Source organism: Rivihabitans pingtungensis (assembly GCF_003201855.1).
GTDB lineage: Bacteria > Pseudomonadota > Gammaproteobacteria > Burkholderiales > Aquaspirillaceae > Rivihabitans > Rivihabitans pingtungensis.
This window is the reverse complement of sequence record NZ_QJKI01000003.1, coordinates 132,470-158,640: the sequence shown is the minus strand read 5'-3', so window position 1 is coordinate 158,640 and position 26,171 is coordinate 132,470. Positions and strand designations below refer to the sequence as shown.

Annotated in this window: 22 protein-coding genes and 2 tRNA genes; 9 read left to right on the top strand and 15 right to left on the bottom strand. The window is 59.9% G+C overall.

Annotated elements, in window-relative coordinates; translation table 11 throughout:
- Nucleotides 1–132: 132 nt before the first annotated feature.
- The 6 genes from DFR34_RS03835 to qatD are packed head-to-tail and all read left to right on the top strand — an operon-like array spanning nucleotide 133 to nucleotide 9,020.
- Entirely contained in the window at nucleotides 133–1,167 is a 1,035-nt protein-coding gene (locus DFR34_RS03835; RefSeq protein ID WP_110389834.1) for a virulence RhuM family protein, read from the top strand.
- Nucleotides 1,164–4,295, top strand: coding sequence for a type I restriction endonuclease subunit R (locus DFR34_RS03830; RefSeq protein ID WP_110389833.1), 3,132 nt, complete (start codon nucleotides 1,164–1,166; stop codon nucleotides 4,293–4,295). Before DFR34_RS03835 ends, DFR34_RS03830 begins: the two co-directional genes overlap by 4 nt.
- Nucleotides 4,296–4,319: 24 nt before the next feature.
- Nucleotides 4,320–6,161, top strand: a complete 1,842-nt coding sequence (locus tag DFR34_RS03825; protein WP_110389832.1) for a KAP family P-loop NTPase fold protein — start codon at nucleotides 4,320–4,322, stop codon at nucleotides 6,159–6,161.
- Nucleotides 6,161–7,024, top strand: a complete 864-nt coding sequence (locus DFR34_RS03820; RefSeq protein WP_110389831.1) for a Qat anti-phage system associated protein QatB — start codon at nucleotides 6,161–6,163, stop codon at nucleotides 7,022–7,024. Before DFR34_RS03825 ends, DFR34_RS03820 begins: the two co-directional genes overlap by 1 nt.
- Entirely contained in the window at nucleotides 7,021–8,283 is a 1,263-nt protein-coding gene (qatC, locus tag DFR34_RS03815; protein WP_110389830.1) for a Qat anti-phage system QueC-like protein QatC, read from the top strand. Before DFR34_RS03820 ends, qatC begins: the two co-directional genes overlap by 4 nt.
- Nucleotides 8,283–9,020, top strand: a complete 738-nt coding sequence (gene qatD, locus DFR34_RS03810) for a Qat anti-phage system TatD family nuclease QatD (RefSeq protein WP_110389829.1) — start codon at nucleotides 8,283–8,285, stop codon at nucleotides 9,018–9,020. Before qatC ends, qatD begins: the two co-directional genes overlap by 1 nt.
- Before the next feature lie 3 nt (nucleotides 9,021–9,023).
- On the opposite strand, the gene DFR34_RS03805 is transcribed toward qatD, so the two are convergent.
- The 9 genes from DFR34_RS03805 to DFR34_RS03765 form a co-directional block, all read right to left on the bottom strand.
- Nucleotides 9,024–10,211 carry a tyrosine-type recombinase/integrase gene (locus DFR34_RS03805; protein WP_110389828.1) on the bottom strand — a complete coding sequence of 396 codons (1,188 nt, stop codon included), beginning with the start codon at nucleotides 10,209–10,211 and terminating at the stop codon, nucleotides 9,024–9,026.
- 218 nt (nucleotides 10,212–10,429) lie between these two features.
- The gene (gene ychF, locus DFR34_RS03800; protein WP_110389827.1) at nucleotides 10,430–11,521 is read right to left on the bottom strand and encodes a redox-regulated ATPase YchF; all 1,092 of its coding nucleotides are present in this window, start codon (nucleotides 11,519–11,521) and stop codon (nucleotides 10,430–10,432) included.
- 29 nt (nucleotides 11,522–11,550) lie between these two features.
- Nucleotides 11,551–12,120: an aminoacyl-tRNA hydrolase gene (pth, locus tag DFR34_RS03795; protein ID WP_110389826.1), complete on the bottom strand. Its 570-nt coding sequence runs from the start codon at nucleotides 12,118–12,120 to the stop codon at nucleotides 11,551–11,553.
- An 89-nt stretch (nucleotides 12,121–12,209) separates the two neighbouring features.
- Nucleotides 12,210–12,770 carry a 50S ribosomal protein L25/general stress protein Ctc gene (locus DFR34_RS03790; RefSeq protein ID WP_110389825.1) on the bottom strand — a complete coding sequence of 187 codons (561 nt, stop codon included), beginning with the start codon at nucleotides 12,768–12,770 and terminating at the stop codon, nucleotides 12,210–12,212.
- 87 nt (nucleotides 12,771–12,857) lie between these two features.
- Nucleotides 12,858–13,814: a ribose-phosphate pyrophosphokinase gene (locus tag DFR34_RS03785; protein ID WP_110389824.1), complete on the bottom strand. Its 957-nt coding sequence runs from the start codon at nucleotides 13,812–13,814 to the stop codon at nucleotides 12,858–12,860.
- Between the two features lie 83 nt (nucleotides 13,815–13,897).
- Nucleotides 13,898–13,972: transfer RNA gene (locus DFR34_RS03780), tRNA-Gln, on the bottom strand.
- Nucleotides 13,973–13,979: 7 nt separating this feature from the next.
- On the bottom strand, nucleotides 13,980–14,825 hold the full coding sequence (ispE, locus tag DFR34_RS03775; protein WP_211309281.1) for a 4-(cytidine 5'-diphospho)-2-C-methyl-D-erythritol kinase: 846 nt from the start codon (nucleotides 14,823–14,825) through the stop codon (nucleotides 13,980–13,982).
- Nucleotides 14,816–15,373, bottom strand: coding sequence for a lipoprotein insertase outer membrane protein LolB (gene lolB, locus DFR34_RS03770; protein ID WP_110389823.1), 558 nt, complete (start codon nucleotides 15,371–15,373; stop codon nucleotides 14,816–14,818). The genes ispE and lolB overlap by 10 nt, the downstream gene beginning before the upstream one ends.
- On the bottom strand, nucleotides 15,370–17,088 hold the full coding sequence (locus DFR34_RS03765) for a tetratricopeptide repeat protein (RefSeq protein WP_158281729.1): 1,719 nt from the start codon (nucleotides 17,086–17,088) through the stop codon (nucleotides 15,370–15,372). Before DFR34_RS03765 ends, lolB begins: the two co-directional genes overlap by 4 nt.
- Nucleotides 17,089–17,236: 148 nt before the next feature.
- Here DFR34_RS03765 and mutM point away from each other — a divergent pair, with 148 nt between their 5' ends.
- Entirely contained in the window at nucleotides 17,237–18,052 is an 816-nt protein-coding gene (gene mutM / locus DFR34_RS03760) for a bifunctional DNA-formamidopyrimidine glycosylase/DNA-(apurinic or apyrimidinic site) lyase (RefSeq protein ID WP_110389821.1), read from the top strand.
- A gap of 13 nt (nucleotides 18,053–18,065) precedes the next feature.
- Nucleotides 18,066–18,878, top strand: a complete 813-nt coding sequence (locus DFR34_RS03755) for a lysophospholipid acyltransferase family protein (protein ID WP_110389820.1) — start codon at nucleotides 18,066–18,068, stop codon at nucleotides 18,876–18,878.
- Here the strand turns inward: DFR34_RS03755 and DFR34_RS03750 are convergent.
- The 4 genes from DFR34_RS03750 to DFR34_RS03735 all read right to left on the bottom strand — a co-directional run bounded on the left by DFR34_RS03750 (nucleotide 18,844) and on the right by DFR34_RS03735 (nucleotide 21,545).
- The gene (locus tag DFR34_RS03750; protein ID WP_506344871.1) at nucleotides 18,844–19,209 is read right to left on the bottom strand and encodes a hypothetical protein; all 366 of its coding nucleotides are present in this window, start codon (nucleotides 19,207–19,209) and stop codon (nucleotides 18,844–18,846) included. The genes DFR34_RS03755 and DFR34_RS03750 overlap by 35 nt on opposite strands.
- Before the next feature lie 77 nt (nucleotides 19,210–19,286).
- Nucleotides 19,287–19,565, bottom strand: a complete 279-nt coding sequence (locus DFR34_RS03745; RefSeq protein ID WP_110389818.1) for a hypothetical protein — start codon at nucleotides 19,563–19,565, stop codon at nucleotides 19,287–19,289.
- Nucleotides 19,559–20,677 carry an AAA family ATPase gene (locus DFR34_RS03740; RefSeq protein WP_211309280.1) on the bottom strand — a complete coding sequence of 373 codons (1,119 nt, stop codon included), beginning with the start codon at nucleotides 20,675–20,677 and terminating at the stop codon, nucleotides 19,559–19,561. Before DFR34_RS03740 ends, DFR34_RS03745 begins: the two co-directional genes overlap by 7 nt.
- 49 nt (nucleotides 20,678–20,726) lie before the next feature.
- On the bottom strand, nucleotides 20,727–21,545 hold the full coding sequence (locus tag DFR34_RS03735; RefSeq protein WP_110389817.1) for a symmetrical bis(5'-nucleosyl)-tetraphosphatase: 819 nt from the start codon (nucleotides 21,543–21,545) through the stop codon (nucleotides 20,727–20,729).
- 362 nt (nucleotides 21,546–21,907) lie between these two features.
- Between DFR34_RS03735 and DFR34_RS03730 the strand changes: the two genes are divergently transcribed.
- A complete protein-coding gene (locus DFR34_RS03730) occupies nucleotides 21,908–23,923 on the top strand; it encodes a UvrD-helicase domain-containing protein (protein WP_110389816.1) in 2,016 nt (671 codons plus the stop codon).
- Nucleotides 23,924–24,057: 134 nt separating this feature from the next.
- On the opposite strand, the gene DFR34_RS03725 is transcribed toward DFR34_RS03730, so the two are convergent.
- Nucleotides 24,058–25,926, bottom strand: a complete 1,869-nt coding sequence (locus DFR34_RS03725) for a diguanylate cyclase (protein WP_158281728.1) — start codon at nucleotides 25,924–25,926, stop codon at nucleotides 24,058–24,060.
- Between the two features lie 135 nt (nucleotides 25,927–26,061).
- Nucleotides 26,062–26,138, bottom strand: a tRNA-Arg gene (locus tag DFR34_RS03720).
- Nucleotides 26,139–26,171: the final 33 nt, after the last annotated feature.

Here is a 26,171-nt window from a genome sequence, read left to right as displayed (position 1 = left end):
TCACTGCGCATCGATAGTAAATAAGCATGCCGGCGGGAGTTGCCGACCGCATTGTGCACTTGCCCCACCGCCTATGGGGCGAATGCCCAGGGGGATGCGCATCCCAGGCTGGCACGATACACGAGGGAAATAATGTCCACCCACCCAATGACTTTGCACAATCAAACGACAGAATTCTTGCTCTATACCGCCCCCAATGGCGCCATCAAGGTAGAGGTATTGCTCAGCAATGAAAGCATCTGGTTGACCCAGAAGCGCATGGCGGAGTTGTTTGGGGTGGGCGTCGCGGCAATTTCCAAACACCTTGAGAATATTTACCAATCAGGCGAATTGCATCGTGAGGCAACTGTTTCCATTCTGGAAACAGTTCAGCAAGAGGGGGCGCGTCAGGTTACACGCAAATTGGAGTACTACAACCTGGATGCGGTGATTTCGGTGGGCTACCGGGTGAATTCGGCGCAGGCCACCCAGTTTCGTATTTGGGCCACCCAGCTGATTAAAGAGTACATCATCAAGGGCTTCGCCATGGATGATGATCGCCTGAAAAATGGCCGCTTCTTTGGCAAAGATTATTTCCGCGAGTTACTGGAGCGGGTGCGCTCCATCCGCGCCAGCGAACGGCGGATTTATCAGCAGATTACCGATATTTTTGCCGAGTGTAGTATCGATTACGACTCGAAGTCGGAAACCACTCGCCTGTTTTATGCTCATGTGCAAGACAAGTTTCATTATGCAATTACTGGCCATACAGCGGCAGAAATCATCTCGCTGAAGGCTGACGCCAGCAAGCCCTTGATGGGCATGAGCACCTATAAAAATGCGCCGGATGGGCGAGTACTGAAATCTGATTCTCTGGTGGCCAAGAATTACTTGAGTGCAGAGGAAATCAAGAGGCTTGAACGGGCCGTCTCGGCATTTTTTGATTATATCGAAGGCATTATCGAGCGGCGCAATACTTTCACCATGGAAAGTTTTGCTGAAAGCGTAGACAAGTTTCTGTCCTTCAATGAATACCGGATACTGGAAGGGTTCGGAACAGTCAGCCGAAAGCAGGCTGAGCTGAAGGCTTCTGCTGAATATGAAAAATTCAACAAGCAGCAACGCATTGAGTCTGATTTTGATCGTGAAGTAAAAAAACTGCTGAAAAAGAAGGGCGCTGAACAATGAGCGACTATAAAACCATTGCCGAATCCAATAGCTTTATTATTTTGGATCAATACAAGCCTGAATGGAAGACCGCTGAGAGCTATCAGAGCGAAGGCCATCTGGAGTATGAGTTTATTCAGGATTTGCAGAATCAAGGGTATGAGTACTTGTCTGATCTGCATACACCTGGTGATTTGCTTAAAAATGTGCGCATACAACTGCAAGCACTCAATAGCCAGCAATTCACTGATAGCGAGTGGCAGCGCTTTGTAGAAACGTGGTTAGATAAGCCCAGTGATGGCATCGTTGAGAAAACCCGCAAGATTCACGATGACCATGTGCATGATTTTGTTTTTGATGATGGGAGCATTAAAAACATTTATTTATTGGACAAGAAAAACATCGCCTGCAACAAAGTGCAGGTGATCAATCAGTTTGAACAGACCGGCTCACATGCCAACCGCTATGATGTGACCATTTTGGTCAATGGCCTGCCGCTGGTGCAGGTAGAGCTGAAAAAGCGCGGCATGGCGATTCGTGAGGCCTTCAATCAGGTACACCGCTACAGCAAGGAAAGCTTTAATAGCGAGCACTCTTTGTTCAAGTATCTGCAATTGTTTGTGATTTCCAACGGCACCGATAGCCGCTACTTTGCCAACACCACCCAGCGCAACAAAAATAGTTTCGACTTCACCATGAATTGGGCAAGGTCGGATAACACTCTGATCAAAGACCTGAAGGATTTCACGGCCACTTTCTTCCAGAAGCACACGCTGCTGAATGTGCTGCTGCACTACTCGGTGTTTGATGTCAGCAATACGCTGTTGGTGATGCGCCCGTACCAGATTGCCGCGACAGAACGCATTTTGTGGAAGATCAAAAGCAGCCATCAGGCCAAGAACTGGAGCAACACCGAAAGCGGAGGCTTCATCTGGCACACCACGGGCTCGGGCAAGACGCTGACCAGCTTCAAGGCGGCGCGTCTGGCCACAGAGCTGGAATTCATCGAAAAAGTGTTTTTTGTGGTAGACCGCAAGGATCTGGATTACCAGACCATGAAGGAATACCAACGCTTTTCGCCGGACAGTGTCAATGGCTCAGACAGTACGGCGGGCCTGAAACGCAATCTGGACAAGGATGACAACAAGATTATCGTTACCACCATCCAGAAGCTCAACAATCTGATGAAAAGCGAGGCGGACTTGCCTATCTACGGCAAGCAAGTGGTGTTCATTTTTGATGAGTGCCACCGCAGCCAGTTTGGCGAAGCGCAGAAAAACCTGAAGAAAAAGTTCAAGAAATTCTGCCAGTTTGGCTTTACCGGCACGCCAATCTTCCCGGATAACGCCTTGGGGGCTGACACCACTGCCAGCGTGTTTGGCCGTGAGTTGCATTCGTATGTGATTACCGATGCGATTCGAGACGAGAAGGTGCTGAAGTTCAAGGTGGATTACAACGATGTGCGCCCACAGTTCAAGGCCCTCGAAACCGAGCAGGATGAGAAAAAACTGAGCGCGGCGGAAAACAAGCAAGCCCTGCTGCACCCTGAGCGCATCCGCGAGATTACCCAATACATCTTGAACAATTTCCGGCAAAAGACCCACCGCCTTCATGCGGGCAATAAAGGGTTCAATGCCATGTTTGCGGTCAGCAGTGTGGATGCAGCCAAGCTGTATTACGAGAGCTTCAGGGATCTGCAAAAGAGCTGCGACAAACCGCTGAAGGTGGCCACCATCTTCTCCTTCGCCGCCAACGAAGAGCAGGATGCGATTGGCGACATTCAGGACGAGAGCTTTGATGTGTCGGCCATGAACAGCAGCGCCAAGGAGTTCTTGAGTGCGGCGATTGCTGACTACAACGCGCTGTTCAAGACCAACTTCAGCGTGGACAGCAAAACCTTCGAGAACTATTACCGCGATCTGGCTAAACGCGTGAAGGGCGCCGACGATACTGGTAAAAAACTTCCTATCGATGAGCAGGTGGACTTGCTGATCGTGGTGGGCATGTTCCTCACCGGTTTTGATGCCCCCACGCTGAATACGCTGTTTGTGGACAAGAACCTGCGTTTCCACGGGCTGATGCAGGCGTATTCGCGCACCAACCGCATCTTTGACGCCACCAAGACCTTCGGCAATATCGTCACCTTCCGCGACCTGGAGCAGGCAACGATTGACGCCATCACCTTGTTTGGTGACAAGAACACCAAGAACGTGGTGCTGGAGAAGAGCTACACGGAGTACATGGAGGGCTTTACCGATGCTGTCACTGGTGAGGCGCGGCGGGGCTTCATGGATGTGGTGGCAGAGCTGGAGACGCGCTTTCCCGACCCTGCCGCCATTGAGAAAGAAGCCGACAAAAAAGCCTTTGCCAAGCTGTTTGGTGAGTATTTGCGCGTGGAAAACGTGCTGCAAAACTATGACGAATTCGCCTGCCTGAAGGAGGCGCAAGGCATTGATATGGGCGACGTGGCGGCAGTCGAGGCATTCAAGGCCAAACACTATCTGAACGATGATGATCTGGCCGCACTGCAAGCCATCACGCTTCCGCCCGAGCGAAAGATTCAGGATTACCGCTCGACCTACAACGATGTGCGCGACTGGTTGCGCCGTGAAAAGGCCGGTGCTGAGAAGGAAAAATCCACCATCGACTGGGATGATGTGGTTTTTGAGGTGGACTTGCTTAAATCGCAGGAAATCAACCTAGACTACATCCTGGAACTGATCTTTGAGCATAACAAGAAGATCAAGAGCAAGTCGGCGCTGGTGGAGGAAGTGCGGCGAGTGATCCGGGCCAGCTTGGGTAACCGGGCCAAAGAGGGCTTGCTGGTGGATTTTATCAATCAGACGGATCTGAACCAGATCGGTGACAAGGCCAGTGTGATTGATGCGTTCTTCACCTTTGCCCAAGCAGAGCAGCAGCGCGAAGCGCAGGAGTTGATTAGCACCGAGGGGCTTAATACCGAAGCCGCCAAACGTTACATCATCACTTCGCTTAAGCGGGAGTTCGCCAGCGAGAATGGCACAGAGCTTAATGCTGTTTTGCCCAAGATGAGCCCATTGAACCCGAAATACCTGACTAAGAAGCAGGCAGTCTTCCAGAAGATCGCGGCTTTTATTGAGAAGTTCAAGGGTGTTGGTGGGCAACTATAAGCACACGATTCTCAGGGGGAGCACATGTGGCATGACAACGAAACCACCACGGACTACTTGAATTTCGGCGTTGTTGCGGATGCCTGCGCAAAGCTTCTGCAGCAGGCGAACGGACAACCCATTTCGATTGGCGTATCGGGCGGCTGGGGCGTCGGAAAGTCCTCATTGGTACGCATGGTCGCGGCACGGCTGAACGTCGACGCAGACCCCAACAAGAATACGTACGTGGTGGTCACCTTCAATCCTTGGCTTTACCAGGACTTCGAAGGCGCACGTAGTGCTCTTCTTCAAATGGTCGGTGATGAAGTGTTGCGCCGAGCTTCCGCCGACGAGGGGCTGTTGAAGAAAGCCAAAAGGCTTCTTCAACGCATCAATCTGCTGCGAATCGTTCAACTCGGGGGCGAGGCGGCAGCAACGATCGCCACTGGCATCCCTATTGGCTTGATTGGACGCACGCTCGCAAAGTTTGGCTTTGGCGACGAGCAGGGAGAGGCCGCTGACGACAAGGCCGAGAAGGATGAGGATTGGGGCCTACTGAAGCCTGCCGAGCCGGTCTCTCTGCCAGGTGAGATTCAGGCATTTCGAGATGCGCTTGAGGAGCTTCTGGAAGAGCTGAAGATCACCCTTGTTGTGTTCGTGGACGACCTTGACCGCTGTCTCCCGCAGACGGCCATTTCGACACTGGAGTCCATTCGCCTGCTGCTGTTCCTGAAGCGCAGCGCGTTTGTTGTTGCTGCCGACAACGAGTTCATTCGAGGCGCTGTACGAGTGCACTTTGCGGGGACAGGCATCAGCGATGAGGTTGCGACGAACTACTTCGACAAGCTTATCCAGGTCCCGCTGCATGTGCCAAGGCTAGGGGTGAACGAGGCAAAGGCCTACCTCGCGTTGTTGCTGCTGGAGCGGGCCGTTGCTGACGGCCAGTTCGTCGATGGTCAGTTCACTCGCGCGGTTCAGGCCGTCGCTGAACGCCTCAAGACCAGTTGGCGCGGTGATGCGGTGACGCTGGAATTTTTGAAGGCCCTCATCAATCCTCAGAACGCTCACTTGGTCGAGCTGATGGAATTGGCCGAGGGGTTGGCACCGCTGCTCACGAGTTCGAGCAAGGTAAACGCGAATCCGCGCCTGATGAAGCGGTTCCTCAACACAGTCTTTCTCCGGTCAGCCCTAGCCAAGCCTCAGGGGATTGAATTGGACCTTAAGGCCTTGGCCAAATGGCACCTCTTGGAGCGCTGCGACGAAGCCTTGGCAAACGCGCTGGCAGGCCGAGTCACTTCCGCGACGGAAGGGCGCGTCGATGCCATTCGAGTGGCTGAGCAGTCTGCCCGAGAGGGGGGGGGCTTACCTGAGCCATTCAAGGATGAGTTTTTCCATAAGGAATGGCTTGGGCTGGAGCCTGCACTTGGCGAAATGGACTTGCGCCCATTGCTCCACCTGAGCAGGGACTCCGCGATGCGGGACTTCGGTGACGACAGTTTGACGACCGAAGGCCGTGCCTTGCGGGATGCGCTGATGGTGGCGACCAGCGCAAATGAGCCGCTGACACAGGCAATTCGAGCAGCTGGAGTGAGTCAGGCTGACGCTGTAATGGCCAAGGTGTGGCAGCTGAAGTCACCAAAGCGAAACTGGCGGCAAACCGAAGACGTTGTGTCATTGCTGGAAATCTCCAAGATCTTTCCTGACCTTGGTGCAAAGGCCGCCGCTTTGCTGGCCCAGGCGCCCATCAAGGAGGTCGGCCCAGGGCTCGTCCCTCTCCTGTATGAGCAGACGTGGGCTCGTCCTGTGCTCGATCAGTGGCATGCCTCCGGCGATGCTTCCAGACCGGTCAAGCAAGCCATTGAACAAGCCAGGAAAGGAGCGCGCTGATGGGAACGTCAACATCAAGCAAAGGTGGCGGCTCCCGCTCCCCCTTTGATCCTGAGTGGCTCTCGCCGCCCGAGGGCGGCAATGGCGGAGACAGCCCTGCGCCTGGTGATGGCGAAGGCCCTCCTCCGGCTGATGCCAACGACGCCAACGCTGACGGGCAGGGGGACGCGGCTGGCGGTGAAGAAGGTGATGTGACCGGACCTGCGCTAGCGCCTGACCGCCGCTTTGCTCCAGCCCGTTCTGGTATGTCAGCATTCCTTGGTGGCGGGGGGCGCGAAGCTCTGCGCAGTGCGACCAAGAGCATGGTCAGCAAGGGAATGGGCGGCCCGCGACGAGCAGCGGCCACCATGAGAGCGACGGCTCAGGGTGCCGGCCAACTGGGGCAATTTCTTGCGTCCGCACGGGATGCCACGGATCCACGAGTTGTCGACTGGGTCCAGCGGGTTCGCGCCCAGAACCTTTCAGCAAACGACCTCGTCCTGGAGGTGGTCAAAGAAGTTCTTCCGAACACAGGAAGTGTCGACGAAGAATCCATTCGGAACGCTGCGGCAGAAGCGCTTGGTCAGCTGTACGAGGTAGCCCCTGAAGTCGACATCTTCAATCTGACAGATGCACAAATCGGCGACCTCATCGGCTACATCGTCGCCAACGACCTATGTAATCGCGTTGACCTGCAACTGGGTCAAACATACGAGAAGCTTAAGTTCGACGCCCGGCAAATCCAGCTGTATCGGAACGACATCAAGGAATATGTCAACGCGCAAGTCAAGGTGGTTCTTGACCGACAAGGACCACGCGGCATTGACCATCAACGACTTGCCAGTGAAGTCTTGGCCTCAACCCTTGAGGTATTTGTCGAATGAAAGTTCTATGTACAACACCTGACTTCTTGCCTGCGCGCCTCGATGCTGGAGAACTCGCATTTACCTACTTCAAGAGCGCCCGACGCCCTGGGGTTGGCACCATCGCGAAAGGATGGCGAGGTTCGTTGAAGCGGCGCGGGTTCGCACCGAGCGCTCAGGTCTGGGACTTCGTTCAGTTCTGCCTAGCAGTTTGCGCCGCCGACTTGGCCTGTCTTCGAAGCACGAGTGCGGATGGCTGGACGCGCGTGATTGAGCTCACTGTCGGCCTGCATGAGCCACTGCGCTGGCTGCCTTTCCAAGAACAACTTGAAGCACTTCTCAAGGTTCTCACTGGCGACTACTGGAAGCTCCATTTCGTAGCTGGCGGTGCAGCGCCACCGGATGGCAGGCCCGTCGCGACTGCGCACGACTGCGTATCCCTGCTATCAGGCGGCCTCGATAGCCTCATCGGGGGGATAGACCTTGTTGCACAAGGTCGCCGCCCGATGTTTGTGTCGCAGCTGGCACATGAGGACTCTCAGCGTCAGAGGAATTACGCAGCGCAGCTTGGTGGTGTGGGGTCTCACTGGCAGTGGAGTCATGGCATCAGCTTTAGCGGCCAACGTGAGACTTCAACGCGCGCTCGGTCTCTGGCCTTTTACGCGTTCGCGGTGCTGGCTGCCTCGCGGGTTGCCAGTGATCCTGTCCAGGTGTTTGTTCCAGAAAATGGATTCATTTGCATCAATCCGCCTTTGGTGCCAGGACGCGTCTCTAGTTTGAGCACCCGGACCACGCACCCGCAGTTCATCGCAATGTTGCAGAGTGTGCTGGACGGATTGGATGTGCCTGTTCGGCTTGAACTTCCCTATCAGTTCAAAACCAAGGGCCAGATGCTCAACGAGTGTCTCAACCAGCCTCTGCTTCAGCAGTTGGCGGCGGACTCCACGAGTTGCGGCCGTTTTCGCACCTACAACCGAAAGCACTGCGGCCGGTGTGTTCCTTGCATGATTCGCAAAGCCGCATTTATCGCCTGGGACCCTGCCCGCGATACAACCGAGTACGTACACCGCTCGTTGGCCGATGCGAACAAGGCTAGTGGACCTGATGACGCGATGGCTGCAGCCCTTGCCGTACTCACGGCCCGGCAGAAAGGCTTGGACCGGTTCTTGGGGGCCTCTCTGGCATTTGCCGAGCCCGCTGTTAGGTTGGCATACAGGAGCGTACTTGCTAATGGGCTGAATGAGCTTGAAGTCTTGCTACAGAGGGATGGCGTACTGTGATGGATTTCCACTGCCACCTTGACCTCTATCCGAACGCTCGCGAGGTATTCAAGGAAGCTGCGCAGAAGAATGAATTCACATGGCTGGTGACTACCAGCCCAAAGGCCTTTGTTGCGACTGCGCGTGTGCTCACGGGCGCAGCGAATGTACTTGTCACCCCAGGACTTCATCCAGAGATTGCGCACGAGCGTGCTGGCGAGCTTGACCTTCTGTTGACGCAAATGGGCGATGTCTCAGCCATTGGCGAAGTCGGCCTTGATGGCTCGTCTCGCTACCGCAAGAGCTACGATGTTCAGTGCGGCCTATTTGAGGCCATCATTGAACGTAGCTCGGCACTGGGCGGTCGTGTGCTCAGCATTCATTCACGCCAAGCTGTGAATGACGTATTGGCTATTTTGGATCGACATGCCGGATTTGGGACCGCAGTAATGCACTGGTTCACAGGGACGGTAAAGGAGCTGCGAGCTGCGGAAGAGCGAGGCTGCTGGTTCAGCATCGGGCCAGCCGCATTTGCATCGAGTAGTGGCCGGGCTTTGGCGGCAAAGCTACCGCGGCACTTTGTTGTTCCCGAAAGTGACGGCCCATTTGCACGGATCGATGACAAGCCAGTTCCGCCCTGGAGCGCTGACCTCACCGCCTGGCACCTTGGACAAGCATGGGGTGTCTCCACCCAGGAAGCGGCAACTCTGCTGAGCGAAAACTCTCACCGTCTCCTGGCGATCATGAAGCAGCGCTGAGCGCTAGTTGGCATCCTTCCGTGCGTGGGTCTTCCACCCGTCCAGCTTATCTGCCCAGTCTTGCATCATGACTCGTCGCTCGTCCAGGTAGGTGGCGTGGTTGTATGTGCGCCGAACACTATTCGGCTCCGCATGTGCAAGCTGGGCTTCAATGGCATCGGGTCGATAACCCAGTTCATTGAGCCGGGTGCTGCCCGTCGTGCGCGTGCCATGCGGGCTGTACTTGGTTGCCCAGCCTAGCTTCTTGAGCGCCTGCCGCAAGGCCGCGTCAGCCATTGGGCGCTGGCGGTCGTCGCGGTTCGGGAAAACGAACTTCGTATGTCCCGTGATCGGATGCATGGCTTTGAGAAGTTCGACCGCCTGAGTCGGTAGCGGAACGACGTGCTCTCGCCGCGCCTTCATACGACGCGCAGGAATGGTCCAAAGCGCCTTCTCAAGGTCGAACTCGGCCCACTCTGCTTGGACGGATTCATTCGGGCGACTGAGCGTCAGCCACATCAGCTGGAACGCCTTGATGGTCTGGAAGTTGCCGCCATGTCCATCAAAGTCGTTCAGCAGCTGGCCGACCTCCTCCGCGCTGAGGGCGCGCTTGTGTTGCGTCTTGTTGGGCGGCAGCGCTTTGCGAACCGGCCAAACGGGGTCAGTGTCCGCCCGCAGGGTGGCTACCGCATGCTCGAAGACGCCAGACATGGTGCGCTTGGCTTCAGCTGCTACCGTGGGTGCGCCGCGCTTGACCGTCTTGTTGAGAATGTCGAGAACGTGGGCTGGGGTGATCTGACGCACCGGCAGCTTGCCAATCGATGGGAAGACCACGCGCTCCAGCATGTCGAGTCTGCGCTTCTTGGTTACTTCTTCCCAGTCCTTCAGGCCCAGCCACTCCTTGGCGATGGCCTCGAATGTGTTCGCTGCGTCTTGCTCGCGCTTGATGCGTTCGATCTGGCGGTTCTGGACGGGATTGATGCCCTCCTTGACCAGCTTCCGCGCCGCCTCGCACTTCTCTCTGGCTTCGCCGAGCGTCACGCTGGGGTAGTCGCCAAGTGCGAACCACGAGGCCTTGTCATTGAGCTTGAAGCGATAGCGCCAAGCCTTGATGCCGTTGGGTTTGATTTCTAGGTACAGCCCCTTGTAGTCATTGAGGCGGTAGATGCCTTCTCTAGGCTTGGCGGCTCGGCACTGGGCGTCTGTCAGCATCGTGAAGGTCTCCTGTTCGTCCTTAGGGCTTCATCGTATACACCTTCATCAGTCCGGCGCAAGATCCATATACACGCCCGTATTCACTTGCGCATCGCCATAAAGTGTCGTTGCATGCAACGAGCTGAAATGAAAAAGCCCCGTATCTACGGGGCTTTGCGTCGCTTTTGGTGATGTGCATGCAAGCAGATGCAATCGCCTGAAATGGCTTGCTCGAATCACACATTAAACAAGAAATTCATCACATCGCCGTCTTGCACCACATACTCCTTGCCTTCCGAGCGCATTTTACCGGCTTCTTTGGCCTTGGCTTCGCCGCCGCAGGCGATGAAGTCGGCAAAGGCGATGGTTTGCGCGCGGATAAAGCCGCGTTCGAAGTCGGTGTGGATCACGCCGGCGGCTTGCGGGGCGGTGTCGCCTTTGTGGATGGTCCAGGCGCGGACTTCTTTCACGCCAGCGGTGAAGTAGGTTTGCAGGCCCAAGAGCTCGTAGCCGGCGCGAATCAGGCGGTTCAGGCCGGGTTCTTCCAGGCCCAGGCTGTCGAGAAACTCTTGCTTGTCGGCGTCATCCAGGTCGGCGATTTCGCTTTCGATGGCGGCGCAGACGGCCACCACCGGGGCGTTTTCTTTGCTGGCGAATTCTGTCAGGCGGTCCAGGAAGGGGTTGTTGCTGAAACCGTCTTCGGCGACGTTGGCCACGTACATGGCCGGCTTGATGGTCAGCAGGCAGAAAGGCTTGATCAGCGTTTGCTGCTCGTCGTCCAGGCCCATGCTGCGCGCCGGCTGGCCTTGGTCGAGGTGGGCGCGGATTTTTTCCAACAGGGCCACCAGCTTGATGGCGTCTTTGTCGCCGCTCTTGGCTTTTTTGCCGTCGCGCTGGATGGCTTTTTCCACGGTGGTCAGGTCGGCCAGCGCCAGTTCGGTGCCGATGGTTTCGATATCGGCGATGGGGTCTACCTTGCCGGCCACGTGGACGATATTGTCGTCGTCAAAACAGCGCACCACGTTGACGATGGCGTCGGTTTCGCGGATGTTGGCCAGAAATTGGTTGCCCAGGCCTTCGCCCTTGCTGGCGCCCGCCACCAGGCCGGCGATGTCGACAAATTCGACGATGGCCGGTTGCACGCGTTGCGGGTTGACGATTTTGCACAGCTCGGCCAGACGCGGGTCGGGCACTTCCACGATGCCGACATTGGGCTCGATGGTGCAGAAGGGATAATTGGCGGCTTCAATGCCGGCCTTGGTCAGGGCGTTGAACAGGGTGGATTTGCCGACATTGGGCAAACCGACGATACCGCATTTGAGGCTCATGGTGGTGTCCTTGTGGATTCGGGCGCAGGCTATTTGGCGCGGGTGTGCAGGTCTTTCATGGCTTCGGGCATATTGCCGGCCAGCACGGCGGGCATGACGTCCAGCGCGCAGTCGATGGCGCGGTCGATGGCGTCTTGTTCTTCCTTGCGCGGCGGCTTGAGCACAAAATTCACCACTTCGGCTTTATTGCCGGGGTGGCCGATGCCCAGCCGCAGCCGCCAGAAATCCTGCACGCCCAGCGCGGCGATGATGTCGCGCAGGCCATTATGACCGCCATGGCCGCCGCCTTGCTTGAGTTTGGCGGCGCCGGGCGGCAGGTCGAGCTCATCGTGCACAACCAGGATTTCGTCGGGCTGGATTTTGTAAAAGCGCGCCACTGCCGCCACAGCCTTGCCGCTGGCGTTCATGAAGGTTTGCGGCTCCAGCAGGTGCATCTCGCCAGCGCGGGCGTACAGGCTGAAAAACTTGCCTTCGGCGCGCAGGGTGGCGCTGTGCTGGCGGGCCAGCAGGTCAACCAGCCAAAAGCCGGCGTTGTGGCGGGTGGCGGCGTAGTCGGGGCCGGGGTTGCCCAGGCCGACAATCAGGCGGATAGAAGCCATGGTTCATCCAGAAAAACAAAGGCCGGACGACAAAAACGGCCCGCTGCCAGGCAACGAGCCGTTTTGACGTCCGGATTCCGGTTCGGGAATCAGGAAGACTGGGCCACAGCCAGATCGCGGCCGCGAGCCAGATCGGCCAGCTCGGCGTTAGCCGGCAGGACCAGGTCGGACAAGTGGATGGACTGACCGGCTTGCAGGTTGCTCAGGTCCACTTCGATGAAGGCCGGCAGGTCGGCCGGCAGGGCGCGCACGTTCACGCTGTTGGCGATGTGGCTGACCTTCTTGCCGTTCAGCTTCACGGCCGGGCTGATGTCGGCATTCTTGAAGTGCAGGGCGACGCGGGCGGTGATCTTCTCGGCGGCGTTGATGCGCTGGAAGTCAACGTGCAGCACTTGCGGCTTCCACGGGTGCATTTGGTTGTCGCGCAGCAGCACGGACACGGTTTCGCCGTCCAGGTTCAGGCTCAGCACGGCGCCGTGGAAAGCTTCGTCTTTCATGGCGTAGAACAGGCTGTTGTGGTCCAGTTCGATGGACACAGCTTCTTGGCCGGCGCCGTACACCACGCCAGGCACTTTGCCAGCGCGACGCAGGCGGCGGCTCGCACCCGTACCCTCGACAACGCGCTTCTGGGCAATCACTTCGATAGTCATTGGTAACTCCAAACAGGATGTGTGTGGCGAAGCCGCGACCAGCTTCGCCGGGTAATCCGCCAGCAGTCTGGCGGGAGATTCAGCAATTCAGCGGTCAACAAACAGGTAGCTGACCGATTCCTCGTTGTTGATGCGGCGCAGGGTTTCGCCAATCAGCTCGGCGATGGACACCACGCGAATCTTGGGCTGGGCGGCCGAGTCGGCGCGCAGCGGAATGGTGTCGGTGACCACGACTTCGTCCAGCACCGAGGCGCCGATGCGGTCGGCGGCCTGGCCAGAGAGCACCGGGTGGGTGGCGTAGGCCACCACGCGGGCGGCGCCCTTTTGCTTGAGCGCTTGCGCGGCCTTGCACAGGGTGTTGGCGGTGTCGATCATGTCATCGACGATCAGACAGGTTTTGCCTTCGATTTCGCCGATGATGTTCATCACTTCGGCGACGTTGGCCTTGGGACGGCGCTTGTCGATGATGGCCAGGTCGCAGTTGAGCGCCTTGGCCATGGCGCGGGCGCGCACCACGCCGCCGATGTCCGGGCTGACCACCACGAGGTCTTCGTAGCGTTGCGTCTGGATTTCACGCAGCAGCACCGGGGTGGCGTAGACGTTGTCCACCGGGATATCGAAAAAGCCCTGAATCTGGTCGGCGTGCAGGTCAACGGTCAGCAGGCGGTCCACGCCGGCCGAGGTCAGCATATTGGCCACCAGCTTGGCAGAAATCGGCACACGGGCCGAGCGCGGGCGGCGGTCCTGGCGGGCGTAGCCAAAGTAGGGAATGGCGGCGGTGATGCGGCCGGCGGAGGCGCGCTTGAGCGCGTCCACCATGGTCAGCACTTCCATCAGGTTGTCGTTGGTCGGCTGACAGGTGGATTGCAGCACGAAGACATCGCGGCCACGGACGTTTTCCAGCAGCTCGATGGCCACTTCACCATCGCTGAAGCGGTTGACGTCGGCGCGCCCCAGCGAAATGTCCAGGTGTTTGACCACGTTCTGGGCGAGTTCCGGGTTAGCAGTCCCGGTGAAAACCATCAAGCTATCGTAGGAGGCCATATTCCGCTACCTGACTAAAAATAAACAAAAAGCGTGTAAGTAGGCTAACTTACACGCTTTTGCTGCCACTTAATGTGGAAATTTGGCTGGGGAGGTAGGGATCGAACCTACGAATGTCGGAATCAAAATCCGATGCCTTACCACTTGGCGACTCCCCAGTAACTCTTACCGGCCGTCGTACAGTGGGTGATGCTGCAACCCTTTGGCGATGAACGCCGTATAACTGCTCGACAGCGACTGGAAAACGGCTCCGGCCTGAGCTTCCTTATCGAACTCGAGAAACACACACGCTCCCGACCCGGTCATCAGTGGTTCGCCGTATTCGCTGGCTTTTGCCAGGCACTGCGCCACCTCAGGAAACATCTGGCAAACCACGCTTTGCATATCGTTCTTGCGCTGCGTCGTTTGGAGAGCACGCATTATGCTAGGGGTCGAATTACGTGTCAAGCCTTGATGCGAAAAAATTTTCGCGGTGGGCACGCTGACGCCCGGATGCAACACCACATACCAGGCGTCGGGCACCGCGCACTCGGTGAGTTCGTCGCCAATGCCGGTGGCGAAGGCCGGGCGGCCAAACACAAATACCGGCACGTCGGCGCCCAGTTTCACGCCGATGTCTTGCAGGGTTTGCCGGGGCAGCTGGGTGTTCCACAGTTGGTTCAGCGCCAGCAGCACGGTGGCGGCGTCCGAGCTGCCGCCGCCCAGGCCGCCGCCCATCGGGATGCGCTTGTGCAGGCGAATCGAGGCGCCCAGCGTGGCGCCGCTGGCGGCTTGCAGCGCGCGGGCGGCGCGCACGGTCAGATCGCTGTCGGCTGGCACGCCGGGAATGGGGTTGTCCAGCACGATGTCGCCATCGTCGCGCACCGCCAGCTCGACGGTGTCCATCAGGTCGATAAAGCGAAACACGCTTTCCAGCAGATGGTAGCCATCGGCGCGGCGGCCGGTGATGGCCAGCGTGAGGTTAAGCTTGGCCGGCGCAGGAAACGCCTGAAACGGGGTGATCAGTGCCATTGGTGCATCGCAAAACGAAGTTCCAGATCAGGCCGGCTCAGCTGCACGCGGCCAGGACGGCGGCCAAATGGCGTGTCCTGAAAATCCGCCAGCTCAATGCGCCAGCCCTGTTGTTCAAAGCCATCCACGCTGGGCGCGCTGGCCTGGCCGGGGGCGGGCAGGCCAGCCAGCCAATAGGGCAGATTGTCCAGCGGCAAGGCCCAGCCCAGCAAAGACTGGGTGAGCTGCTCGGCGTTGTCGGCCTGGTGGGTTTCGCCACGCGCGGTCAGGCGCACGCCGCTGGCGTCGCGGCTGAGCCGCGCCACGGTTTGCCCCAGCGGGGTGGTGATGTCAAAGGTGTCCACGCCGCCCTGGCGCTTCCAGTCAAAATTGGCGTAGCTGCCCTTGCCAGCGGCTTTCACGCCCAGCCGGCCGGCTACTGCCCAACTGGCCGGCAGCGCTTGCACCGCACCGCTTGGTGCGGGCGGTGGGCTGAGCCAGGCGCAGCCAGGCAGGGTCAGCGCGCCCAGCAGGGCGATGCAGCCGCTCCAGTGTCGTGTGGCGTTCACGGGATAAAGCGCTGCTGGGTGCGCCGGATGATGTCGCTATCCGGGTTGGCTTCCAGGCTGCGTGCCCACAGTTCACGGGCTTCGGCTTCGCGGCCCATCTTCCACAGCACCTCACCCAGGTGGGCGGCGATTTCCGGGTCGGGCATCAGGTGGTGAGCGCGTTGCAGATAGCGCAGCGCGGCTTCCAGCTTGCCGGAGCGGTATTCCACCCAGCCCATGCTGTCCAGAATCATCGGGTTGTCCGGGTCCAGCTTCAGCGCGCGGCTGACCAGCTCGCGCGCCTCGCGGATGCGGCTGGTGCGGTTGGCCAGGATATAGCCCAGTGCGTTCAGCCCTTGCGCGCTCTTGGGTTTGAGCTTGAGGTAGGCGCGCAGATCGCGCTCGGCCTCGGCCACCCGTTCGCGGTCGTCCAGCAGCAGGGCGCGCTCGTAGCGCCATTCGGCGACATTGCCATCCTTGGCCAGGGCGGCGCTGAGGATGGCCAGCGCGCGGTCGGGTTGCTCGGCATTGCGCGCCAGTTGCGCTTGCGCCAACACGCGCGCCGGGCGCGGGGTGTTTTGCATGTCGGCCAGGCGCTCCAGCCGGGCCAGCGCGGCGTCCAGCTTGCCATCTTCGGCTTCCAGCACCGCCAGCCGGCTTTGTGCCTGCGGCAGTTGCGGGCCGCTGGTGATGGCTTCGTACCAGTTGACGGCTTCTTGCGGCAGTTTGCGCTCTTCCGCCATCTGGCCCAGGGTGAAGCGTACAAAATCCGGCTCGCGGTAGCCCAGCGCCAGCGCGTCGCGCAGCGAGCGTTCGGCTTCTTCGTAGTCTTTCAGCTCGTAAGACAATACGCCGATGGCGTAGGCCACTTCGGGCTGATGGGGGTATTTGTTGCTCAGTTGCACAAAGGCGTCGCGGGCGGCGTCGTAGCGTTTGACCATCACCAGCAGGCGCGGATAGCTCAGCCGCAGTTCCAGCCCGGCTTGCGGCCGGCGAGCCAGTTCGCGCTCCAGCAGGCTCAGTGCAGCCTCGGGCGAGGGTTGCCGCAGACGCTCGACTTGCCAGCCCACTGGATAATCCCAGGCTGGGGCCAGGGTGGCCAGGGTGGCCATCTCGGCTTGCGCCATGGCGTCGTCACCGGCTTCCTGAGCGGTGATCATCAGGGCAAAATGGCCCTCGGCCACGCTGGGATACGGCGCCAGCAGGGTTTTCATCATGGCGTAGGCGCCAGCTTTGTCTGGTTGCCGCGACAAGAGTCCAGCCAGATGCATGAACACCTGCGGGGCTTCCTGCGGGCGGGCGGCCAGTTGCGCTTGTACGCCCGGCGTGGCTTCGCTCAGCCGGCCGGCGCGCAGCAGCGCGGCAATCAGCTGGTATTGGGCGTTGTCCGAGGCGGGCTCCAGCTCTTGCCAGAGCTTGAGCGCGCGGATGGCCTCGTCCAGCCGGTTGGCGGTCAGGGCAAATTCGGCGGCGCGGCGCGCCAGGCGTGGGTCGCGGGTGCGTTGCGCCAGCGCCAGCACGGTAGGCGCTGATGCGGCGGCCGCGCCGCGTTGGGCGGCAATTTCGCTGGCCAGCACGCCAAACAAAATATCATTGCTCAGCGCAAGCTTGGGATAGGCGGCCTCCGGCGCGGGGGCCGGCGCCTGGGCCACGGGGGTCGGCGGCGCCGAAGTCACGGCGCAGGCCGACAGCACGGATGCCAGCAGCGCAGCCGTGGCGGTAAGGCGGATATTCATGAATGATTTCGCGTAGGGCTGACCATTTAAGGACGCCCGGACGGGCAGGGCCGCATCCAGGCCGGCTGCGCGCTCAGGCATTGACGCTGAGCGGCGCGATGTCTCGCGTTAGAATAACACGCCCAACTTTAGCCATGGCCGCTTAAACATGCCTGAATTGCCAGAAGTGGAAACCACCCGGCGCGGCGTCGCCCCCTTGCTCACCGGCCGCGCCTTCACTGGCGCAGTGCTGCGCCAGCCGCGCCTGCGCTGGCCAATCGACCCCGAGCTGGCCGAGCGCCTGACTGGCCGCCGCGTGCGCCAGGTGGCGCGCCGCGCCAAATACCTGCTGATCGAGCTGGACGACGGCGCCACGCTGATCATTCATCTGGGCATGTCCGGCAGCCTGCGTCATCTGCCGGCCGACACCCCGCCCGAGCGCCACGACCATGTGGATTTGCTGCTGGGCGAGCACTGTCTGCGCTACCGCGACCCGCGCCGCTTTGGCGCCATCTTGTACTGCCCGGGCCCGGTTGAACTGCATCCGCTCTTGGTGAAACTGGGGCCGGAGCCCTTGTCCGATGACTTTGACGGCGAGGTGTTGTTTGCCGCCTGCCGGGGCAAAATCGCGCCAATCAAAACCGTGCTGATGGACAATCATGTGGTGGTGGGGGTGGGCAATATTTACGCCAACGAGGCGCTGTTTGCCGCTGGCGTGCGCCCCACCCGCCCCGCCGGGCAAGTCAGCCGCGAAGAATGCCAACGCCTGGCCGCGGCCATCCGCGCCACCCTGCTGCGCGCCATCGAGGCCGGCGGCAGCACGCTGCGCGACTTTACCGACGCCATTGGCAAGCCGGGGTATTTCCAGCAACACTACGCCGTGTATGGCCGTGACGGCCTGCCCTGTCATGCCTGTGCAACCTTGGTGCAACACACTCGCCTGGGGCAGCGCTCCAGTTTTTACTGCCCGCATTGTCAAACCTGACCCCAACGCCATCATGACCCGTCCCACCCACACAGTTGCCCTGCCCGTCCGCCTGTGGCGGCTCACCCGCTTAAGCCTGCATGTGCTGGGCGGGCTGTGGCAGGTGCTCACCCGCTTTCAGCGCCTGCCAGCGGCGCAACGCCACGCCGTGCAACGCGCCTGGTCAGAAAAACTGCTGCGCACGCTGAACATCCACCTGCGCGTGCACGGCCAGCCGCCCGCCACGCTCTACCCAGCCAACACCCTGCTGGTGGCCAATCACGTGTCCTGGCTGGATATTTTTGCCCTGAACAGCGTCACCCTCACCCGTTTTGTCGCCAAAAGCGAAATCCGCCGCTGGCCGCTGATAGGCACCCTGGTCACCCGCGCCGGCACGCTTTATATCGAGCGCGGCAACCGCCGCGACGCCGCCCGCATCAACCAGCACATGGCCAAGGCCATGCAGGACGGCGACTGCATCGGGTTATTCCCGGAAGGCACCACCTCCGACGGACGCAACCTGCTGCCATTCAAAGCTTCGCTGTTCGACGCCGCCGCCCGCGCCGGCGCCACCGTGCAGCCGGTGACGCTGCGCTTTGTCAACGCCGACGGCAGCCTCAGCCAGGCCGCCAGCTATGTCGGCGACACCACCCTCTTGCAATCCATCTGGCGGCTGGCCTCGGCGCGCGGCCAAGTGGTTGAACTGCACTACGGCCAGCCGCTCAGCGGCGAGCAACGCACCCGCTTTGAGCTGTGTGCGCATGCGGAACGGGAGATTGCGGCGGGGTTGCGGCTGGGGGAACGAGCGCCACTCAGGGCGGCGGAGGCAGCGACGGTGGAGGCGTAAGCGCCGCAGCGCGAAAATAGTCCGCCAGCTCCTTGGCGCTGGGGCAGGCGGCGTGCTGAGCGGCGCGGGCGATGGAAAACCCCCAGTGTTTGAGCAATTTTTGGGTAAACGCCACTTTGCTGGCGCCAGGGCCACGTTTGCCGTGCTCGCTGGCGATTTGCTTGAGTCGCTCCCAGGGCTTGTCTGGCGTGGCTTCCGGCTGAGGTTCGTGAAAGTCGTCTATTTTCAGCCAGGCGTTCATTGCCTGGCTGTCGGCCAAAAACCAGGCTTCCAGCGCTTTCACCGCGACAAATATGCATTGGATGCGCGGATGCGCCACCCGCTGCCGCACCAGGTCGGGGTGTGCTTCGTCTTCCAGGTCGGTGAGGACAACAATCCGTTCAACACCGGCATGGCTCAGGCGTTGAATTAAGAGTCGATAACAACACCCAGCGCAGCGGTCCTGGCTAGGCGCGCGGCCGCAGACAGTACAAGTAGTACGGCAAGGCCGCGCAACGACGCCAGGAGGGTGTTGTTAGCGGCTCTAAATGGCTCAATATGCTGGGGCAGCAAATTGCCGCCTCCTTTGGCGTCGATGACCGGCGTGACCAAGGTGCAATCATGGTCGTGCAGCCACTGTTGAAACATCGGCGACTCCACCACCAATTTTTCGCTCTCGCCTTCCACGATAAACCCGATTTTCACCATGGCAAGCCCCCGTCAAATAAATTGGCCAGCCAGGCGGTATCCAGCGGAATCTGGGTTTTATCCACACCGGCCAATTCGGCGGGGCTCACCTTGGTTTTGCCGTCCACTTTACTGACCAGATACAGCTCAGCGGTATTGAGCTGACGAACAATCGATTCGCTGTGCGTGGTCAAAAAAATCGGGTGTTCGGCGGAGGCGTTTTCCCGCATCAGCTGCACCAATTCGCCAATCGCCTTGGGGTGAATGCCCCGCTCGGGTTCTTCGATGAGGGTGATGCCACGGCGCTCGGCGCGACTGAGCACCGCCGTCAACATACACAACACATACAGCGTGCCATCCGACACCAGCTTGGCCGGGAAGCGGGTTTTTGTGCCGGCCTCCTTGAAGGTGATCACCGTGGAGCTATCCAGGCGCTGAGTTTCGGTGGAAATGCTTTCCATGCCGGGCACGATCAGTTCTAGCCATTCTTGCACCTGCTCACGAAACTCAGGCTCGGCCTCAAGCCGGGACAGCACCGACGCCACATTGCGGCCATATTCATCCAGTTCGCTGGCGTCCGTGGTGGCGCGGCTGGGTTCTTTGGCCGCCAGCGGATCAATGCGAAACACCTTGATATTGGTCAGAAATTCATACAGCGGCAAACTACCCAGCAACATCAATGCGGTCATGTCTTTGGGGTAGTCCGGCAACACCTGAATGGCAGACGCACTGCCCAGCCGCACATGCAGCTCGCCATTGGCTGGGCGGTTGATGATTTTTTGCCCGTTTACGCGCAGTGTTTCGTCAATCTGCGGCGCGGCGTCCAAGGTGCGCAAGGTCAGGTGATAGTCGTACACCGCGCCGTCCAGCTCCAGCGCCAAGGCAAATTGCATGGTGGTGCGCTGTTCTTTGCGATATTTGAAGCAGTGGATCTGGGCAAAACCGCCAAACCGGGTTCTGGCTTGTGTTGCCCCCTGTTTGACTACGTCCCCCAAAAACGCCAAGGCATCCGTGATATTGCTCTTGCCCGAGCCATTGGCGCCAGCCAGGACTAAAAACGGCGAGACATTCTCAAGCGTTAAATCCGCCACGCTCTTGAAGCCCTTGATGTGCAATTTATGAATCTTCATCATCCTGCCTTTGTGTGCCCCTTTAGCGCCAGAGTGTGCCGGGTTTGCGCCCTCACCCAATCTTCCGATATCCATCACAGGCGCGCTGAAACACCTTGCGGTCGGCCAGCCGCACGGCGGTCAGGCTACCGCCCCACAGGCAGCCGGTGTCAATCGCCAGCAAATCCGGGCTCAGGCGCAGGCCCAACGCCGACCAGTGGCCGACAATCAGCGGGGTGTCGGCGTAGCGGCGGTTGGGGGCGTCAAACCAGGCTTGCAGCTGCGGCGGCGCGTCGGCCAGCTCGCCCTTGAACGACAAATCCAGCTCGCCGTCCAGCGTCAACAGACGCATGCGCGTCATCACATTCACCACCAGCCGCAGCCGGTCGATACCCTTGAGTTCGTCGCTCCAGCGGGTGGGCTTGTTGCCAAACAGGCGGGCCAGAAAAGTGCGGTAATTGCGCCCAGCCAGTTCGTGCTCCACCTCTTCCGCCAGGCCCAGCGCGCGGTGAATGGTCCATTCCGGCAACAGCCCGGCGTGCACCATGGCGTAGCCCTCGCCGGCCACCATCAGCGGCTGGCAGCGCAGCCAGTCGATCAACACCTTGCCATCGGCGGCGTCCAGCACCTGGGCCAGGGTGTCGCCCGCCGAGGTTTTGCCATAGCCTTCCGACAGCGCCAGCAAGCTCAGGTCATGATTGCCCAGCACCATGCGCACGCTGTCCTGATGCTTGAACACCCAGCGCAGCACGCTCAGCGAATCTGGCCCACGGTTGACCAGATCACCGGCCAGCCACAGCTGATCGCGGGAGGGGGAAAACTCAATGAAGTCAAGCAGCTGCATGAAATCCTGATAGCAGCCTTGTATATCGCCGATTGCGTATGTAGCCATGGGGGAAAGTTGAGTGAAGTGATGTTGTAGGTTGTAGAGAGTGGTCAGTGATGCGTGAAATTGTGTGCTGCCTCGGTATCTCCACTGTGCAAAGCCACGGCGTTGTTTCTGCATTGGTCGGCGGCATACCGCCGCTTTACCTCCCCGTAAAGCGCGCCGAGCATCGCAGCCAGCCCGGGGTCGCCTTTCTTTGCCTACTTTCTTTGGCGAAGCAAAGAAAGTAGGTCGGCAAGCGGGACGAACTCCCGCCCAAAATCAAGCCCCAGCTCTTCTGCGCGCAGCGCAGCGCCAACCCCACAGATGATACCGCTGCGCAGTGCAACATACGTTAAAATTCCGCCATTCCCTCCCGAGCTTTGCCCATGTCCCTGCATCAACTCAACCCCCCACAGATGGCGGCCATCCGCTATCTGGACGGCCCCTTGCTGGTGCTGGCCGGCGCCGGCAGCGGCAAGACGCGGGTGATCACCCAAAAAATCGCCTACCTGATCCAGCAGGCGGACATTCCCGCCCGCCATATCGCCGCCATCACCTTCACCAACAAGGCGGCGCGCGAGATGCTGGAGCGGGTGGGCAAATTGCTCAAGCCGGGCGAGGGCCGCGGGCTGACGGTGTCCACTTTTCACTCGCTGGGCATGCAGCTGTTGCGGCAAGAGGCGCGTGAGCTGGGCTATAAGCCGCAGTTTTCCATTCTGGACGCCGCCGACGCCGGCAAGATCGTGTCGGATATTGTCGCCAGCACCGACAAGCAGGAAATCCGCCGGGTGCAAAACGCCATCTCGCGCTGGAAAAACGCGCTGATCGGCCCGCAAACGGCGCTGGCGCAAGCCGATAACGATCCGGATCTGACCGCCGCGCGCGCCTACCTGAGCTATCAGGACACGCTGTTTGCCTACCAGGCAATGGATTTTGACGACCTGATTCGCTTGCCGGTGGAGCTGCTGCGCGATAAGCCCGCCGTGCTGGAGCGCTGGCAGAACAAGCTGCGCTATTTGCTGATCGACGAATACCAGGACACCAACACCTGCCAGTATCAGTTGGTCAAGCTGCTGACCGGCGAGCGCGGCATGTTCACCGCCGTGGGCGACGATGACCAGTCGATCTACGCCTGGCGCGGGGCCAATATGGAAAACCTGGCGCTGCTGCAAAAAGACTTTCCCCGGCTCAAGCTGATCAAGCTGGAGCAAAACTACCGCTCGACGCTGCGCATTTTGCGCGCGGCCAATAGCGTGATCGCCAACAACCCGAAACTGTTCGAGAAGCAATTGTGGAGCGAGCTGGGCCATGGCGATTTGCTCACCGTGGTGCAGTGCAAGGACGAAGAGTCCGAAGCCGAAACCGTCGCCGCGCGGCTGTTGGCGCATAAGTTTGAACACCGCACGCTGTTTTCCGATTACGCCGTGCTGTATCGCGGCAACCATCAGGCGCGCATTATCGAGCAGGCGTTTCGCAACCAGAAAATCCCCTATTTGATCTCTGGCGGGCAGTCGTTTTTTGACAAGACCGAAATCAAGGACATTCTGTCCTGGCTGCGCCTGCTGGTGAACGAAGACGACGACCCGGCGTTTATCCGCGCCATCACCACACCCAAGCGCGGGGTGGGGGCAGTGACGCTGGAAAAACTGGGGGCGTATGCCGGCGAGCGCAAAATCTCGTTATTTGCCGCCACCCAGGAAGAAGGCCTGCGCCACCGGCTGGCCGAGGCGCAGCGCGCGCCGCTGGAGGCATTTGCCCAATTTGTGCTGCGCTACCAGCAGCGCTCCAGCCGCGAGGCGGCCGGGCCCTTGATTGTCGAGCTGGTGGCGGGCATTGGCTACGAGGCCTGGCTATTCGACAGCGAAGAGCCGCGTCCGGCGGAAAGCAAGTGGAAGAACGTGCAGGAGCTGATGCGCTGGCTGGGCGAAAAAGGCGAGCGCGACGCCAAAAACCTGATCGAACTCACCCAGACCATTGCCTTGATCACCATGCTGGAAGGCCGCGAAGAAGGCGAGGTGGACGCCGTGCGCCTGTCCACCCTGCACGCCTCCAAGGGGCTGGAATACGGTCATGTGTTTTTGATTGGCTGCGAAGAGGGCATCCTGCCGCACCAGGAATCCATCGACAACGAGCAGGTGGAAGAAGAACGCCGCTTGATGTACGTGGGCATCACCCGCGCCCAGCGCAGCCTGACCATCAGCCACTGCCACAAGCGCAAGCGCGCTGGCGAGTGGGCGTTTGTGGACCCCTCGCGCTTTATCGACGAACTGGTTCAAGAGGATGTGCGCTATCTGGGCAAGCCCGGCGCCACGGCCACGGTGAACCGCGAAGCCGGGCTGGCGCGGCTGAATGCGCTGAAGGCGGCGATGGCGCGCGGCAAGGGCAAGACCAGTGGCAACTAGCGTGGCGCACAAAACACAGCACAGCATGGTTGGTCAGAGGCCGGCCCGCAGACCGTACCAGCAGTGCGGCAAGGTCGGGCAACAACACCAGGCGCGCTGCGCGGGGTTTTGTTGGCCGCTCTAAGTGGTGAGCTTCAGGGCTGGGTATCGGTGGCCAGTGCCCGCGACCAGTTGTCGCGGCCCTTGTCCTTGGCGTGGTACATGGCCAGGTCGGCAACTTTGAGCAATTCTTCTGGCGTGTGGCCATCGTGGGGCAAGTAGGCAATGCCGATGCTGGCGCTGACATCGTGGCGGCCTGCCGGGGTGTCTACTGGCTGGCGCAGGCTGACCAGAAGCTGGTCCGCGAGCGTTTCCACCGTGCTCCGGCTTTGCGGAGGCGGCAGCAGCAGCACAAATTCGTCGCCGCCCAGTCGGGCCACGGTGTCCATCGGGCCGGCGCAGGCGTGCAGTCGGCGTGCCACTTCCTGCAGCAGCCGGTCGCCAGCTTCATGGCCGCAGCGGTCGTTGACTGGCTTGAAGTGGTCCAGATCAATCAGCAGTAGTGCCCCCTCGCCATGGCGGTCGCTGGCCTGGTTGAGCGCTTGATACAGTGCTTCGGTCAAGCGGCGACGGTTGGCCAGGCCGGTCAGCGGGTCGCGCTCGGCCAGCTCGGTCAGCCGCGCCTCGCTGATGCGCAGGCGGGCATTGGTTTCGGCCAGCTCGCGGGTGCGTTCAATCACCCGGGTTTCCAGCAACTGCTCCGATTGGCGCAAGGCGCTGACCATGGATTCTTTGGCTTGCAGGGTTTCACTCTGGGCTTTTTCTTTTTCCTCGCGCGCCAGGTGGATGCGATCCGCCAGGGCAAACGACAGCAGCAGCATTTCCAGTGCCGAGCCAATCTGGATGGCGTGGGTGGTCAACATATTGGTAGGTAGCCAGCCCAGATTGCGCGCACCCATCACCAGTATGCCCGCCAGCAACAAAGACCAGGCCAGCAAAAACCAGCGCGCGCTGCGGTTGCCGGCGCGCAGGCCAAACAGGGCAATGGAGGTGGTGATCACGGCAAATGAAATCCCCTGCAGGGACACCAGCACCGCCACCCACTGATAGGGCAACGCCAGTGGCGCTGCAGCCAGGATGGCAAAAATGCCGCCCAGGCCAAACAACACCCGGTCATACAGCGGTGCCGTTTGCCGGGTATGCAGGAACAGGCGGGTGAACCAGGTGCCAAAAGCACCACACAGGGCAAATCCTACTGGCAGGGCCACATTGCCCCAGGCCGGCCAGTCTGGCCATAGATACTGGTTGCCCAGACCATTGAGCGAAATCTGGCCAATGGCCATGCTGACGGTAAACAGCACGTAAGCCAGATACACCGGGTCACGCAGAGAAAGGAACAGCAGCAGGTTGTACAGTGCCAGCGCCAGCAGCATGCCGTAGTACAGCGCCAGCAGGCCGTAGGCCGACTGGCTGTATACCAGCAGCGCCGGTTCGGTCCATATCATCACCGGCAGGGTGAGTGTGCCCTGGGATTCCACTCGCAGGTAAATGGTGGTGATCTGGCCCGGGTCCAGCAGCATGGGAAAGATGAAATGCCGGTGCGGATACGGTCGCTGGTCGAAGGTCAGCATGTCGCCAGTCTGATAGGCGCGCCAGCCATGCTTGTCCACAATATAGGCGCTGATATGATCGAGCGCGGGAAACCCCAGCTCCAGCAGCCAATTGCGGATGATGTGATCCTGAGGGGCTTGTACGGTAAGCCGCAGCCAGTAGGCGCTTTTTGAGTAGCCCAGATTGATGTCGCCTTCCACCAGGCTGGCCGGTAAAAAGCGCTCAGCGTATTCCGGGCCTTGTACATCACTCAGCCCCAGAATACGGCTGGGATCTTCAAGCAGGTCGATCTGATGGGCGGCGCGCTGGCCAGCCGCTTGCGGATCCAGGCGCAGCACGCCACCAGCCAGGGCCGGAGCGACAGTGCACAGCAGAAACACATACAGCAGACAGTTTTGCAGCACACGCCACATGATTCGCATTCCAGACCATTTCATGCTCTGGAGTATCGCGCACTCTCGGGCTGGCCGTGAAGAAAATCTGCAAACAAACTAAGTGTAAATACGGTGAAGATACAACAGAATGGCGGAAAATTACCGCGCAAGAGATGGCGCACCCGAGTGGGATCGAACCACTGACCTTCAGCTTCGGAAACTGACACTCTATCCAACTGAGCTACGGGTGCTTGGGAAGAAAAGCCTGAGAATCATAGCCGATT

What these genes read in the sequence shown, in the direction of transcription:
- DFR34_RS03835 (WP_110389834.1), top strand. Translation starts at nt 133, where the DNA reads ATGTCCACCCACCCAATGACTTTGCACAATCAAACGACAGAATTCTTG.
- DFR34_RS03830 (WP_110389833.1), top strand. Translation starts at nt 1,164, where the DNA reads ATGAGCGACTATAAAACCATTGCCGAATCCAATAGCTTTATTATTTTG.
- DFR34_RS03825 (WP_110389832.1), top strand. Translation starts at nt 4,320, where the DNA reads ATGTGGCATGACAACGAAACCACCACGGACTACTTGAATTTCGGCGTT.
- DFR34_RS03820 (WP_110389831.1), top strand. Translation starts at nt 6,161, where the DNA reads ATGGGAACGTCAACATCAAGCAAAGGTGGCGGCTCCCGCTCCCCCTTT.
- qatC (WP_110389830.1), top strand. Translation starts at nt 7,021, where the DNA reads ATGAAAGTTCTATGTACAACACCTGACTTCTTGCCTGCGCGCCTCGAT.
- qatD (WP_110389829.1), top strand. Translation starts at nt 8,283, where the DNA reads ATGGATTTCCACTGCCACCTTGACCTCTATCCGAACGCTCGCGAGGTA.
- DFR34_RS03805 (WP_110389828.1), bottom strand. Translation starts at nt 10,211, where the DNA reads ATGCTGACAGACGCCCAGTGCCGAGCCGCCAAGCCTAGAGAAGGCATC.
- ychF (WP_110389827.1), bottom strand. Translation starts at nt 11,521, where the DNA reads ATGAGCCTCAAATGCGGTATCGTCGGTTTGCCCAATGTCGGCAAATCC.
- pth (WP_110389826.1), bottom strand. Translation starts at nt 12,120, where the DNA reads ATGGCTTCTATCCGCCTGATTGTCGGCCTGGGCAACCCCGGCCCCGAC.
- DFR34_RS03790 (WP_110389825.1), bottom strand. Translation starts at nt 12,770, where the DNA reads ATGACTATCGAAGTGATTGCCCAGAAGCGCGTTGTCGAGGGTACGGGT.
- DFR34_RS03785 (WP_110389824.1), bottom strand. Translation starts at nt 13,814, where the DNA reads ATGGCCTCCTACGATAGCTTGATGGTTTTCACCGGGACTGCTAACCCG.
- ispE (WP_211309281.1), bottom strand. Translation starts at nt 14,825, where the DNA reads ATGGCACTGATCACCCCGTTTCAGGCGTTTCCTGCGCCGGCCAAGCTT.
- DFR34_RS03765 (WP_158281729.1), bottom strand. Translation starts at nt 17,088, where the DNA reads ATGAATATCCGCCTTACCGCCACGGCTGCGCTGCTGGCATCCGTGCTG.
- mutM (WP_110389821.1), top strand. Translation starts at nt 17,237, where the DNA reads ATGCCTGAATTGCCAGAAGTGGAAACCACCCGGCGCGGCGTCGCCCCC.
- DFR34_RS03755 (WP_110389820.1), top strand. Translation starts at nt 18,066, where the DNA reads ATGACCCGTCCCACCCACACAGTTGCCCTGCCCGTCCGCCTGTGGCGG.
- DFR34_RS03745 (WP_110389818.1), bottom strand. Translation starts at nt 19,565, where the DNA reads ATGGTGAAAATCGGGTTTATCGTGGAAGGCGAGAGCGAAAAATTGGTG.
- DFR34_RS03740 (WP_211309280.1), bottom strand. Translation starts at nt 20,677, where the DNA reads ATGATGAAGATTCATAAATTGCACATCAAGGGCTTCAAGAGCGTGGCG.
- DFR34_RS03735 (WP_110389817.1), bottom strand. Translation starts at nt 21,545, where the DNA reads ATGGCTACATACGCAATCGGCGATATACAAGGCTGCTATCAGGATTTC.
- DFR34_RS03730 (WP_110389816.1), top strand. Translation starts at nt 21,908, where the DNA reads ATGTCCCTGCATCAACTCAACCCCCCACAGATGGCGGCCATCCGCTAT.
- DFR34_RS03725 (WP_158281728.1), bottom strand. Translation starts at nt 25,926, where the DNA reads ATGTGGCGTGTGCTGCAAAACTGTCTGCTGTATGTGTTTCTGCTGTGC.